At 59.4% G+C, this 10383-nt stretch carries 16 protein-coding genes; 5 read left to right on the plus strand and 11 right to left on the minus strand.

What is annotated here, in order from left to right:
* Nucleotides 1-140 precede the first annotated feature (140 nt).
* From ACIQUI_RS19540 to ACIQUI_RS19555, 4 genes are all read right to left on the minus strand, one after another.
* Nucleotides 141-446 carry a Txe/YoeB family addiction module toxin gene (locus ACIQUI_RS19540; protein ID WP_403201740.1) on the minus strand — a complete coding sequence of 102 codons (306 nt, stop codon included), beginning with the start codon at nucleotides 444-446 and terminating at the stop codon, nucleotides 141-143.
* Nucleotides 424-696 (minus strand): type II toxin-antitoxin system Phd/YefM family antitoxin, encoded by a 273-nt coding sequence (locus ACIQUI_RS19545; RefSeq protein ID WP_403201742.1) that lies wholly within the window; start codon nucleotides 694-696, stop codon nucleotides 424-426. Before ACIQUI_RS19545 ends, ACIQUI_RS19540 begins: the two co-directional genes overlap by 23 nt.
* Nucleotides 697-1053: 357 nt before the next feature.
* On the minus strand, nucleotides 1054-1290 hold the full coding sequence (locus ACIQUI_RS19550) for an Arm DNA-binding domain-containing protein (RefSeq protein WP_403201745.1): 237 nt from the start codon (nucleotides 1288-1290) through the stop codon (nucleotides 1054-1056).
* A 158-nt stretch (nucleotides 1291-1448) separates the two neighbouring features.
* Nucleotides 1449-2123 carry a polysaccharide lyase family 7 protein gene (locus ACIQUI_RS19555; protein ID WP_403201748.1) on the minus strand — a complete coding sequence of 225 codons (675 nt, stop codon included), beginning with the start codon at nucleotides 2121-2123 and terminating at the stop codon, nucleotides 1449-1451.
* A 236-nt stretch (nucleotides 2124-2359) separates the two neighbouring features.
* Between ACIQUI_RS19555 and ACIQUI_RS19560 the strand changes: the two genes are divergently transcribed.
* Nucleotides 2360-2683: a DUF1654 domain-containing protein gene (locus ACIQUI_RS19560; protein ID WP_403201750.1), complete on the plus strand. Its 324-nt coding sequence runs from the start codon at nucleotides 2360-2362 to the stop codon at nucleotides 2681-2683.
* Between the two features lie 38 nt (nucleotides 2684-2721).
* Here the strand turns inward: ACIQUI_RS19560 and ACIQUI_RS19565 are convergent, their stop codons facing one another.
* Complete coding sequence (locus ACIQUI_RS19565) at nucleotides 2722-3546, minus strand: helix-turn-helix transcriptional regulator (protein WP_403201753.1); 825 nt, start codon at nucleotides 3544-3546, stop codon at nucleotides 2722-2724.
* A 163-nt stretch (nucleotides 3547-3709) separates the two neighbouring features.
* Here ACIQUI_RS19565 and ACIQUI_RS19570 point away from each other — a divergent pair, with 163 nt between their 5' ends.
* Nucleotides 3710-4024 carry a chemotaxis protein gene (locus tag ACIQUI_RS19570; protein WP_403201756.1) on the plus strand — a complete coding sequence of 105 codons (315 nt, stop codon included), beginning with the start codon at nucleotides 3710-3712 and terminating at the stop codon, nucleotides 4022-4024.
* 80 nt (nucleotides 4025-4104) lie between these two features.
* On the opposite strand, the gene ACIQUI_RS19575 is transcribed toward ACIQUI_RS19570, so the two are convergent.
* On the minus strand, nucleotides 4105-4287 hold the full coding sequence (locus ACIQUI_RS19575; RefSeq protein WP_028613209.1) for a hypothetical protein: 183 nt from the start codon (nucleotides 4285-4287) through the stop codon (nucleotides 4105-4107).
* A gap of 94 nt (nucleotides 4288-4381) precedes the next feature.
* On the minus strand, nucleotides 4382-4726 hold the full coding sequence (locus tag ACIQUI_RS19580) for a hypothetical protein (protein ID WP_403201758.1): 345 nt from the start codon (nucleotides 4724-4726) through the stop codon (nucleotides 4382-4384).
* Nucleotides 4727-4887: 161 nt separating this feature from the next.
* Here ACIQUI_RS19580 and ACIQUI_RS19585 point away from each other — a divergent pair, with 161 nt between their 5' ends.
* Nucleotides 4888-5709 (plus strand): shikimate 5-dehydrogenase, encoded by an 822-nt coding sequence (locus ACIQUI_RS19585; RefSeq protein WP_403201759.1) that lies wholly within the window; start codon nucleotides 4888-4890, stop codon nucleotides 5707-5709.
* Nucleotides 5710-5835: 126 nt separating this feature from the next.
* Here the strand turns inward: ACIQUI_RS19585 and ACIQUI_RS19590 are convergent, their stop codons facing one another.
* From ACIQUI_RS19590 to ACIQUI_RS19600, 3 genes are all read right to left on the minus strand, one after another.
* Nucleotides 5836-6078, minus strand: coding sequence for a hypothetical protein (locus ACIQUI_RS19590; RefSeq protein WP_019099472.1), 243 nt, complete (start codon nucleotides 6076-6078; stop codon nucleotides 5836-5838).
* Between the two features lie 97 nt (nucleotides 6079-6175).
* The gene (gene gloA / locus ACIQUI_RS19595; protein ID WP_403201761.1) at nucleotides 6176-6703 is read right to left on the minus strand and encodes a lactoylglutathione lyase; all 528 of its coding nucleotides are present in this window, start codon (nucleotides 6701-6703) and stop codon (nucleotides 6176-6178) included.
* 222 nt (nucleotides 6704-6925) lie between these two features.
* The gene (locus tag ACIQUI_RS19600; protein WP_403201764.1) at nucleotides 6926-7285 is read right to left on the minus strand and encodes a histone-like nucleoid-structuring protein, MvaT/MvaU family; all 360 of its coding nucleotides are present in this window, start codon (nucleotides 7283-7285) and stop codon (nucleotides 6926-6928) included.
* Nucleotides 7286-7645: 360 nt separating this feature from the next.
* Here ACIQUI_RS19600 and ACIQUI_RS19605 point away from each other — a divergent pair, with 360 nt between their 5' ends.
* Both ACIQUI_RS19605 and cobF read left to right on the plus strand, forming a co-directional pair.
* The gene (locus ACIQUI_RS19605; RefSeq protein ID WP_403201767.1) at nucleotides 7646-8935 is read left to right on the plus strand and encodes an OprD family porin; all 1290 of its coding nucleotides are present in this window, start codon (nucleotides 7646-7648) and stop codon (nucleotides 8933-8935) included.
* A 67-nt stretch (nucleotides 8936-9002) separates the two neighbouring features.
* Complete coding sequence (gene cobF / locus ACIQUI_RS19610; protein WP_403201769.1) at nucleotides 9003-9752, plus strand: precorrin-6A synthase (deacetylating); 750 nt, start codon at nucleotides 9003-9005, stop codon at nucleotides 9750-9752.
* A 243-nt stretch (nucleotides 9753-9995) separates the two neighbouring features.
* Here the strand turns inward: cobF and ACIQUI_RS19615 are convergent, their stop codons facing one another.
* Entirely contained in the window at nucleotides 9996-10346 is a 351-nt protein-coding gene (locus tag ACIQUI_RS19615) for a response regulator (RefSeq protein WP_403201771.1), read from the minus strand.
* Between the last annotated feature and the right edge of the window lie 37 nt (nucleotides 10347-10383).

Here is a 10383-nt window from a genome sequence, read left to right on the forward strand (position 1 = left end):
CCAGTCGTTGGCTGAAATCAACTACTTGGCATAGGTCGTGAGCAGTACCTGGGCTGAGTGACCCAGCTGAGGCTTTCGCGCACGGGTAGCACTCAGATGTGCAATGGTGCGTGTGCCCCAGCTGGGCACAGCACAGTGTTTCAGCTGTCGTAGTGATAGCGGCATTGCAAGATAGTGAGAACGTTGGCCTCGAAGAAGTAGACCAGGCGGTGCTCTTGGTTGATGCGGCGAGACCAGAGGCCAGTCAGATCGCCCTTGAGGGCTTCAGGCTTGCCAGTTCCGGTGAAGGGAGTACGGCGGCACTGGGTGATCAGCGAGTTGATGTTGTTCAGGATTTTGGCATCGGCCTGCTGCCAGTGGCAGTAGTCTTCCCATGCTTCATCCGTAAACTTGACCCCTGCGATGGTGCGGGTGTTGTCTTTGTTACTCTGCTTCTTCTTGCTCATTTATTGTCAATTCCTTGGCAACGGCTTTACCGTCCCGGAGCTGAGCAATGGATGAACGGAGGCGTGAGGCGTTCTTTGTCGAGGCTGTGAGGTACAGGGTCTCGGTCAGTCCGTTGTAATCTTCCAGAGAGAGCATTACGACGGGTTCGCCACGCTGGCGCGTGATTATGGCGGGCTCGTGATCCCGGCAAACATCATCCATTGTCTGCTTCAGTTCGGCGCGAGCCTGACTAAAAGTCAGTACGTGCATTTTTCAATCCTCTCGGCTGCTTACTTGCCAGCCAATAACCCTCGATCGAACCTGCAATGGCAAGGTTTACGAGGAAGGTGTCTCTAATGGTCTTTTACCCACGTCTTGGACTGCCTGGGTGACCTGTGATGTGCTCCTGCTACATACACATCGGCCAATACACCGAAAAGGTCTTGAAAGGCCGACAGTTATTGCTGTACTCAGCAATGCGGCAGATGGTACAAAACGTTGTACAACGCCGTCAAGGCTCGACACAGCTCCGCATACAATCCGGGTGCTCAGTGCTTTCGATACGGGTTCGCCATGGCCACCTGACGTGGCCATGTTCCTGAGGATGGTGAATTGATCTGCCCAGAATCAATCTGTACGCAAAATGGGAAACAGCGCTTTTGGGTTGCGTGATTCATCGTTCATCGACGTGCACGCCGCCGCTGCCTCGGACTTGTTGATAAAGCCGCGCTTGAGCCGTTGCTTCTCCTGGTTGTCGTAGATATCGAAGCCGCCCGAAGTGGTAGCGGCATAGAACCGATTGCCGATGCGGAAGGACTCGCCTTCCACTGGCACGGCAGGAACGATAACGAATCTTGGTTGCATGTTTCGCGCCTCCCCAGGCAGACAGTTAATTATTAGTCTGGGAGCGGGAAGGCAACAATATGACTCATCGAGACGAATCACTGGCGTGGCGTGTCACGGCGATCCCGGTGCAACCCGTGATGGGTAGGGCACCGGGGTGCCTTTCGGGCTTGCGTAGCTCAGCGGTGGATCAGCGACAGTTCGCTGATGATGCAGGTCGAGCCTTCGTCGGCCGGTGTTGCATCGGTGTAGTCCACCTGGTTGTAGATGCCGCCGTGGAATTCAAACAGGCGTGATGCCCAGGTGCTGTCGAGCTGCAAGTCACCTGAAACGCCGGATACACCATTGTATTTGGCCGCAACATTGACCACGCCATCAGACGTGGTGTGGATGCTGACGATGAACCTGCCCCCCAGCGGCACCCCTTTGAGCACTGTCGAGTTCACCGGGTCGGCCTGGTTGTAGCTGCGCCGAAACCCCAGGGTGATGTTGCCCTTGTTCCAGAACACTTTTACCGGCGGGCTATCGTCCCCGCGTACGTGCATCTGGGCAATAACCACCTTTTGCGCCGAATTGACCTTGGTCAGCGTCATGGTTTGGTAATTCCAGTGGTCCTGAGCGCTGTCCAGGTTCCAGTCTTCAGTTTCCGTCCATTCACAGCGGGTCCTGCGGGTGCTTTTGCTTGAAGCGCCTTTGGTGGGGGCGGAAAACTGGACAGAACCGTCGCTGAGCACCTTCACGATGCTCGGATACCGGGCAATGGCCTGGGTACCGTTCAGTTCGAGCGCTACCGGGTTGGTCGAGGATACGGCTACGGGCGTGGCGATAATGAGGTTGCTGATGTCTACGGTCATGAGAACTCCTCACACAATGCAGGGGTTGGGGTGCTCTGGCAGCCGTGTTGGCGCCTGCCAGATAAAAATTAGCGACAAGCTAAATATTGGTCAATAGCCTTCAGCTAAATAAATTTCGCTTTGTGCGAAATTACCTGCTGGCGAAAATTTTCAGCGGCGGGGCTTTACGCTGGATTTGGCGGTGAGATAAGCTTTCTGCGAGTACTGTACGAATATACAGCTATCAGGATGAGAATATGTCTATGCACATGCAGTCAGCCCCTCAGCAGCACCTGGCAATGACCGGGATAGAACGACTTAGCCTGCGGGTGTCGTCGATGATCAACCACCCGCTGGCGCAAACCCAGCGCTGGGTTGTGGTGCATCGCCTGGATACCGACGGTGATGCGGAGTGGGAAGAGGTGATGGGCCTTTTGTCCGAAACGTCCGGGTTGGACCTTACGTTCAATGATGACGAGAGCGTTACCGTGCGTTGGGCGCGCAGCAGTGTGGAGGCGCGCGACGACTTCATCGTCGAGCAGGACGGCAAGGAGGAGATCGAAGAAGCGGCGCCTTTCTGAGCACCATGAAAAGCCCGCCGGGATGGCGGGCTGCGGCGTTAAACCAGGTGTGCGTTCCAGACCAGCAGCACCCTGGCCTGAATGTAGGTTTCTTCGCGGCGAATCATGCGGTCCTTGTGCCGTGAGTTGTCGGAGATCATTTCGAAGTGGTCCTCATCCGCGATTTGCAGCCGCTTGATGTAGATGTGATCACCCCAGGAAAAGAAGTAGATCCCGTCGCCCACGAAATCGCGGATGCTCACGTCCACGATCAGCGGGTCGCGGTGCCTGATGGTCGGCTCCATCGACTGGCCCCAGCCGGTCACCATCTTCAGGTGGTGGTGTTCAGTGAATTCCACGCCCAGTTCGCGAAGATGGCTGGGGCTGACCCGAACGTCCTTGAACATTTCCGGGTAATCGTGGGGGATCTGGCCACCGCCCATGGCGGCCCGCACGTCATAGTGGGCAATCCACACTTCGTCACCCACCAGGCCAGGGCGGCCATGCTCGGCCTCCATCAGCGTGACACCCTGCGGTTCTTCAGCAGCGGCCAGCAACCGTTGCCGGGTTTCTTCCGGGATGCCTTTGCCGCTTCTGGCCAGCATCTGCTTGACCAGATCGGCCGCAGAGAGTTTGCCGTCGCCGGCTTCGACCGGCATCTGCACCGGGTCAATTGCCGACAGTGCATCGAACCACCCACGTGGCAGGCCTTCGATACCTTCGATTCGGCGGGCCACGTCATCGCCCAGGTTTTTTGCGGTCTTGTCCGAAAGGATCTGGCTCAGGTGGGCAGGCGCCATCCCCCAGCGCTCTGCGCAGGACCCCTTTCTCTGGCTGCCGATCAACTTGACCAGGTTGTGCTTGCGAATGTCGTAGATGTCCATGGGGCAAAGCATGCCAGTGTTTAGCTTGCTGCTAAATATGCTCATGGCTAAATTGATTCTTGAGATTAAATTAGCGCTAGGCTAAATTAAATCTGCAAACAAGAAAAGCCGGCGAGACATTTTTCTCCCGGGTCATCACATCATCATCCGTAATGAGGTTCACATGGATCCGACCGACCTCGGCCCGGGCACAGTCACTTGGCTGAGCGGTACGGGCACTGTGTTGCTAGGTGCGTTTCTGTGGCTGCGCAAGTGGTTGTCCAGGGATGCGACTGAGCGCGCGATGGACAATGCAGATGTTGCCGTCATTCGCCGCCTGACCGAGCTTTTGGACATGGAACGGGATGCCCGCCGGGAAGCAGAGGCCAAAGCCGACGAGTTGGCGAAAGAACGTAACAGGCTGGTGCTGACGGTAGGGCGGCTGCAAGGCAGGGTCATGGCGCTGAGTAGCCGACTGGGCCCAGGCGCCCAACGCTGAAGCTGCGGCTACAGGCAAAAAAAAGCCCACCATGTCGGTGGGCCATAAGGGCGTAGGGAGCAACGCACAACAAATTCGGGTCAGGCGACGAGGGTGCCTGGTTGCAGCTGTTCAACCAGGGCTTGCGCCGAGGCGAGGGTTGGCATCGGGCCGCTTACAGCTTCGCCGTTACGTACCAGGTACCAGCACGCCAGCAGGCCCTGCTCACGCAGTGAAGTGGGGACGGCGCTGCCGACAACGGACATGATCTGGATAGTGGCCATGGGGACCTCCTGTGAAACATGGCTCTACCATACGCAGCAGCCTGGGCGGTTTGAAATCAACTTCCTCGATAGTGGTCATTAGTTCTATCAACCGTTACCAACGCGGTGGGCCGTAGTACACCGGCGGCGGGCCGTAGTAGGTGCGGTAACCCGGGGGCGGTGGCGCAGGCGCGTAGTACGGCTGGTAGTACACCGGCTGTGGTGGCGGTTGCACGTACACCGGTGGGGGCCCGTAATAGACCGGCTGGCGTTCGACATAAACGGTACGGTCACGCCCGCCATACACTGTCGCCCCGACTACAGCGCCGACCACCGCCGCGCCTAGCAGCGGGCCCGGGCCATACCAACCACCGCCACCATGGCCGCCGTGGGCGGCAGCAGGCCCGCTGATAGCCAGGGCACCGACCAGCAGGGCGATTCCGGGAATGAGACGGTTCATAAAACAACCTCGCAGGAAAACCCCACGTTCGGGGCCTTACTACTATGACTCCGGTCTTCGTCAGCTGAGCACAGGGGAACGGTAAAGGTTGTGTAAGGGACGACCAGTGGTTGCCTCTGTTACGCTGCACAAACGTTTCAGTTATGACAAAGGAGCAGGTTATGTCGACAACTCCAAGCAGGGACACTGTCCTGTGCATCTCCCTGGCTGGCCGCCCTGGCACCTTCGGCGTGCGTTTTCACAACCACCTGTACCAACAGCTGGGCCTGGACTTCTACTACAAGGCGATGCGCACCGATGACTTGCCAGCAGCAGTGGCAGGTATCCGTGCATTGGGGATCCGCGGGTGCGGCGTGTCGATGCCGTACAAGGAGGCCTGCATGGCCTTGGTCGACGAAATCGACCCGTCGGCGGCGGCCATCGAGTCGGTCAATACCCTGGTCAATGCTGATGGCCACCTGAAGGCCTACAACACCGATTACCTGGCCGTGCGTCAGTTGCTGGCGCAGCATCAGGTTGACCCTGGCACCGCCTTTGCGCTGCGGGGAAGTGGCGGCATGGCCAAGGCCGTGGCCAGTGCCTTGCGCGACGCAGGGTTTACCGAAGGCATCATCGTTGCGCGCAACGAGCAGGCCGGGCGGCAGCTGGCGGACGTGTGTGGCTACCGCTGGCTGCCTGAGCTGGGAGATATCTGCCCGCCAATGCTGGTGAACGTGACGCCCATCGGGATGGCGGGGGGGCCGCAGGCTGAGGAACTGGCGTTTTCCGAACATGCCATTGCGGCGGCGGAGCGGGTGTTCGATGTGGTGGCGATGCCGGCGCAGACGCCGCTGATCCGCCGGGCGCAGGCATTGGGCAAGCCGGTCATTACCGGGTTGGAGGTGATTGCCTTGCAGGCGCTGGAGCAGTTTGTGCTGTATACCGGGGTGCGGCCGACGCGGGAGCAAGTGGATGCGGCGGTGGCGTACGCCCGGGATATCTGATGTTTTCTGTACCGGCCTCTTCGCGGGCAAGCCCGCTCCCACAGGAAACTCACACAACCTGAAATCTGTGCAGTACCTGTGGGAGCGGGCTTGCCCGCGAAGAGGCCACTACAGGCTGCCGAGGGGTCAGAACACCTTGTGCCCTTCGTCCAGCTGCTGATCCACCAAAGCCCGGCCATGGGCCAGCGACACGTGCTGCGCATTTTCAAGGTCTGAGAAGAACTTCATCGGCATCGACATGCGCCTGCTGGTATGCCCGTCAGGGGCGGTGATCAGGCAGCCGGCGGCATAGGGCAGGGGGGAGTCGGGGTGGGGCATCACGCTGGCAGTGATGGTGTGCTTGCGGTATTCACAGTGAAGAGATTGCATCGTCCTTACCTCGCTGTGGCATGTGAAGCAGTTACCTTCATATACCACAGCAAGGGGCCGGGAGTTCCCGGCCCGACGAGCGAACGACGACGAACGCTTAGCCTTTCAGCTCGGTTGGCTGGATCACTTCCACCCAGTAACCGTCCGGGTCCTTGACGAAGGCCAGGTGGTTCATGCGCCCGTCCTGCAGGCGTTTCTGGAACGGTACGTCCAGTGCTTCGAAGCGGGCACAGGCGGCGCGTACGTCCGGCACCGAAATGCAGATGTGACCAAAGCCACGCGGGTCGGTGTTGCCGTTGTGGTAGGCAAATTCGGCATCGTTTTCGGTGCCGTGGTTGTGGGTCAGCTCCAGCACGCCAGGGATCGACTTCATCCACTGGTGGCGTTCGGCGTCACCGGCCGGGATTTGCGCCGGGTCGACCAGCGCCAGGAAGTACAGGCTGAAGGCGGCTTCGGGGAAGTCGCGCTTGTCCACCAGGCGGAAGCCCAGCACGCGGGTGTAGAAGTCCAGCGACTTCTCGATGTCCTTGACCCGCAGCATGGTGTGGTTGAAAACGAACTGGGCGGTGGCGGTGTCCGGCTGGGCAGTGACGCCAGGCAGGGTTTGCAGATCGTGCAGGCTCATGGGAACTCCTGAGACGGGGCCGGGCGCAGGGCGCCGGCAAAACAGACAGGCTGGCCATGATACGGCAGTGCGCCGATAGCGCAAATGAAAGCGCCCTGCACGAGGCAGGGCGCTGGAATTAGAGGCCCGCATGTGCGGGCGCGTGGGGTCGCTAGTCCTTTAGCTGCCTCGATACTGAGCCAGCCCTTGTGAAAAAAGTGTGAAGCGGGCGTTGACGTTTCATCAGCGCACCCAGCTTTCAACCGTGGCGGCCCCGTACTGCTCCTTCCAGGCCTTGAGGCCACGGTGGTTGCCGCCTTTGGTCTCGATTCGCTCGCCTGTGTGCGGGTTCTGATACACCTTTACCACGCGCGGGCGGCGCGTTTGCTTGGGCGGGGTGTTGGCAACCTTGGTTACGGCTTTGGGGTCGAGGATGGCGATGATATCGCGCAGGCTCTTGTCATAGCTTTTCATCAGGCCGACTAGTTTCTGCTCGAATTCGATTTCGCGTTTGAGGCCGGCATCCTTTTTCAAGGCTTCCAGTTGCGCCATCTGCTCCTGGAGCGCTTTTTCGGCAGCACGAAACTCTGCAAGTCTGGACACTGTAATCACTCCTGTACGTCGGTCGTGGCAGGGCGTGACGAACATTGAATACACATAAAACGCCAGCCACGCGGGTGGGTTCCGCTGTTCGCTGATATCGAGTGTAGTCATTCATTGCTACTGGGTAAACTGCAAACTTTTGTAAGTAAGGCGGGAACTTTCCTAGTTTTGCGCGCGGTAGTTTCCGATTTTTTGGCGGTTGCCTTTCGCTACGTTTAGACCATGGTCCAATGGCCCGTTGCAGAGCCTTTGCGCGATCATTTCAGATAATGGCCGGCGATTGTTCGGCCGTGTCGCAGTACCGTGGCCAGTGCGTGCCACAGTGTGTTAATTCGCCTTTGATTCTGGATGTTTCCCGCCATGTTTCCCCCATCTCCTCACGCCTGCGGGCGTCGTGTTGCCGGCTTGTTCCTGTTGTGTGCCGGCGCCAATGCCCAGGCCGCCGGTTTTCTTGAAGACAGCAGTGCCAAGGTTGAAGCACGCAATGTCTATTTCAACCGGGACTTTCGTGACGGCCACACCAGTTCCACTCAGGGCGCGTCCAAGCGGGAAGAGTGGGCGCAAGGTTTTATCCTGAATGTACAGTCGGGTTATACCCAGGGGCCGGTGGGTTTTGGTGTTGACGCCCTGGGCATGTTCGGCTTCAAGCTCGACTCCAGCCCGGCGGACAGTAACAGCGGCTTGCTGCCGTCTTCAGGCCACGATCCGCGGCATTCGGCCGACCAGTACGCGAAGATGGGGCTGGCGGCCAAGGTCAAGGTGTCCAGTACCGTGCTCAAGTACGGCTCGATGATGCCGGATGTACCGTTGCTCAAGTACAACGACGGTCGCCTGCTGCCCACCATGTTCCATGGCGCCATGCTTACCTCCGAGGAGTTGCGCGACTTCAGGTTCACCCTGGCCCGCCTGGACAAGTACACCGCACGCGACTCCACCGACCGCCAGGACATCCGCGTGCATTGCAAGAACAAGCGCTATGCCTGCGATATCGAGGCTGATCACTTTGACCTGGCCGGTGTCGATTACCGTTTCAACGAGCGGCTCACTGCCCAGTACCAGGTGGCGAAGCTCGAGAATATCTATCGCCAGCACTTCCTTGGCCTGGTGGCCAGCCAGCCATTGGCGGTGGGTAGCGTGTCTGCCGACCTGCGCCTGATCAAGAGTGATGACATCGGCAATGCCCGCGCCGGCGAAATCGACCATCGTGCCTTCAGCGCAATGCTCGGCTATAGCCTGGGCGGCCACAAGGTCAGTGCCGGCTGGCAGCGCATGTATGGCGACAGCGCCATGCCCTATCTGGATGGCAGTAACCCCTACCTGGTGAACTATGCCCAGGTCAACGATTTTGCCGCTGCACAGGAGCGTTCCTGGCAGGTGCGTTATGACTATGACTTCAAGGCACTGGGTGTGCCTGGGCTGACCTTCTTCACCCGTTATATCAACGGTGACAACATCAAGGTGCCGGGCAGCACGGCCCAAGGCAAAGAGTGGGAGCGCGACACCGAGTTCAAGTACCAGGTGCAAAGTGGCACGTTCAAGGATGTCAGTGTGCGGCTGCGTAATTCCACTTACCGCAGTAACTACGAAAAGTGGGCTCGCGACATGGATGAAACGCGGGTTATTGTCAGCTACAACTTCTCGATCTTCTAAGCCGTCGCTTTGCCAAATACCGGCAGCCGCCTGACAATGGTTGCTGGTTCCCGGAAAGGGCACGGCAATGAAAGACCTGTTGTTGATCGGTATCGGCCCGGGTGACCCGCGCCAGATCACCTATGAGGCAGTCGACGCGCTGCGTAGCGCCTGCGTGTTCTTCGTGCTCGACAAGGGCAGCGACAAGGATGAGCTGGTACGCCTGCGCAAAGCTATTCTGCAACGCTACCGCCCCGAGGGTGGATATCGCCTGGTGCAGGTGGCCGACCCCTTGCGCGATGGCCGGGCGGATGACTACCTGGGTGCGGTGCAGGACTGGCACAGGCAGCGCGCCGGGCTGTATGCCCAATTGATCGAGGAGGAAATCGGCGACGGGGAAACCGGCGCCTTTCTGCTGTGGGGCGAGCCCACCCTGTACGACAGCACCCTGCGCATTCTCGACCTGGTCCGCGAACGCGGCGTGGCGCTGCGTCTGCGGGTTGTCCCGGGTATCAGCAGCGTGCAGGCGCTGGCGGCGCGTCATCAGGTGCCGCTCAACCGCGTTGGTGAGCCACTGAGCGTACTGCCAGGGCGGCGCCTGGCCGGGCAGGGGCAGGTCGACAATGTGGTGGTGATGCTCGACGGGCAGTGTGCGTTTGCCCAGCTTGATGACCCGGCGTTGATGATTTACTGGGGCGCTTACCTGGGGACCGAAGATGAAGTGCTGATTGCCGGGCCGTTACAGGCGGTCAAGGCGCAGATTCTGCAAGTGCGTGAGCGGGAGCGGCGGCGCAAGGGGTGGATCATGGATACCTACCTTTTGCGCCGGGAGCTGTGAAGTGTATTGCCTTCGCGGGTAAACCCACACAGCAAGTGCACAAACCTTCAATCTGTGCGATCCCTGTGGGAGCGGGCGCGTCGAGGCGTCGAACCGCCGCGAAGAATCCAACGCGTTGCATGGCACCGGCTGCGCCGGTGTTCGCGGGCATGCCCGCTCCCACAGGGTCCCTGCTAAATCAGTAAGTGATGTGCAGTTCTGTGGGGTTTACCCGCGAAGAGGCCGGCACAGCCAATACAAGTTTCAAGCCTGGCCCAGAATGGCCACCACTTTGTCCCGCAACTGGTCGATACTGAACGGCTTGCCGATCATGTGCATGCCCTCGGGCACATTGAGGCTGTCGGCATAACCACTGGCGAACAGCACTGGCAGCAGCGGGCGCAATTCACGCGCCTTGCTCGCCAGCTCTTCGCCGCGCATGTCCGGCAAGCCCACATCGGTCATCATCAGTGCCAGTGTCTGGCTTGGGTCTTCGAGCACCCGCAGGGCGGCTGTCGCATTTTCTGCCTCGATGACCGTGTAGCCCAGCTCGTCGAGCACTTCGACCATCAGCATACGAACGATGTCGTCGTCTTCGACTACCAGAAGGTGCATGGTTCGGGTCCTGTGCAATGAATGTCTTTAATCTGTG

It is taken from the genome of Pseudomonas sp. NPDC090592 (assembly GCF_044769185.1).
GTDB lineage: Bacteria > Pseudomonadota > Gammaproteobacteria > Pseudomonadales > Pseudomonadaceae > Aquipseudomonas.

Excerpts from the sequence above, each read along its gene's own strand:
- ACIQUI_RS19540 (WP_403201740.1), bottom strand. The coding sequence starts at position 446 with ATGAGCAAGAAGAAGCAGAGTAACAAAGACAACACCCGCACCATCGCA.
- ACIQUI_RS19545 (WP_403201742.1), bottom strand. The coding sequence starts at position 696 with ATGCACGTACTGACTTTTAGTCAGGCTCGCGCCGAACTGAAGCAGACA.
- ACIQUI_RS19550 (WP_403201745.1), bottom strand. The coding sequence starts at position 1,290 with ATGCAACCAAGATTCGTTATCGTTCCTGCCGTGCCAGTGGAAGGCGAG.
- ACIQUI_RS19555 (WP_403201748.1), bottom strand. The coding sequence starts at position 2,123 with ATGACCGTAGACATCAGCAACCTCATTATCGCCACGCCCGTAGCCGTA.
- ACIQUI_RS19560 (WP_403201750.1), top strand. The coding sequence starts at position 2,360 with ATGTCTATGCACATGCAGTCAGCCCCTCAGCAGCACCTGGCAATGACC.
- ACIQUI_RS19565 (WP_403201753.1), bottom strand. The coding sequence starts at position 3,546 with ATGGACATCTACGACATTCGCAAGCACAACCTGGTCAAGTTGATCGGC.
- ACIQUI_RS19570 (WP_403201756.1), top strand. The coding sequence starts at position 3,710 with ATGGATCCGACCGACCTCGGCCCGGGCACAGTCACTTGGCTGAGCGGT.
- ACIQUI_RS19575 (WP_028613209.1), bottom strand. The coding sequence starts at position 4,287 with ATGGCCACTATCCAGATCATGTCCGTTGTCGGCAGCGCCGTCCCCACT.
- ACIQUI_RS19580 (WP_403201758.1), bottom strand. The coding sequence starts at position 4,726 with ATGAACCGTCTCATTCCCGGAATCGCCCTGCTGGTCGGTGCCCTGGCT.
- ACIQUI_RS19585 (WP_403201759.1), top strand. The coding sequence starts at position 4,888 with ATGTCGACAACTCCAAGCAGGGACACTGTCCTGTGCATCTCCCTGGCT.
- ACIQUI_RS19590 (WP_019099472.1), bottom strand. The coding sequence starts at position 6,078 with ATGCAATCTCTTCACTGTGAATACCGCAAGCACACCATCACTGCCAGC.
- gloA (WP_403201761.1), bottom strand. The coding sequence starts at position 6,703 with ATGAGCCTGCACGATCTGCAAACCCTGCCTGGCGTCACTGCCCAGCCG.
- ACIQUI_RS19605 (WP_403201767.1), top strand. The coding sequence starts at position 7,646 with ATGTTTCCCCCATCTCCTCACGCCTGCGGGCGTCGTGTTGCCGGCTTG.
- cobF (WP_403201769.1), top strand. The coding sequence starts at position 9,003 with ATGAAAGACCTGTTGTTGATCGGTATCGGCCCGGGTGACCCGCGCCAG.
- ACIQUI_RS19615 (WP_403201771.1), bottom strand. The coding sequence starts at position 10,346 with ATGCACCTTCTGGTAGTCGAAGACGACGACATCGTTCGTATGCTGATG.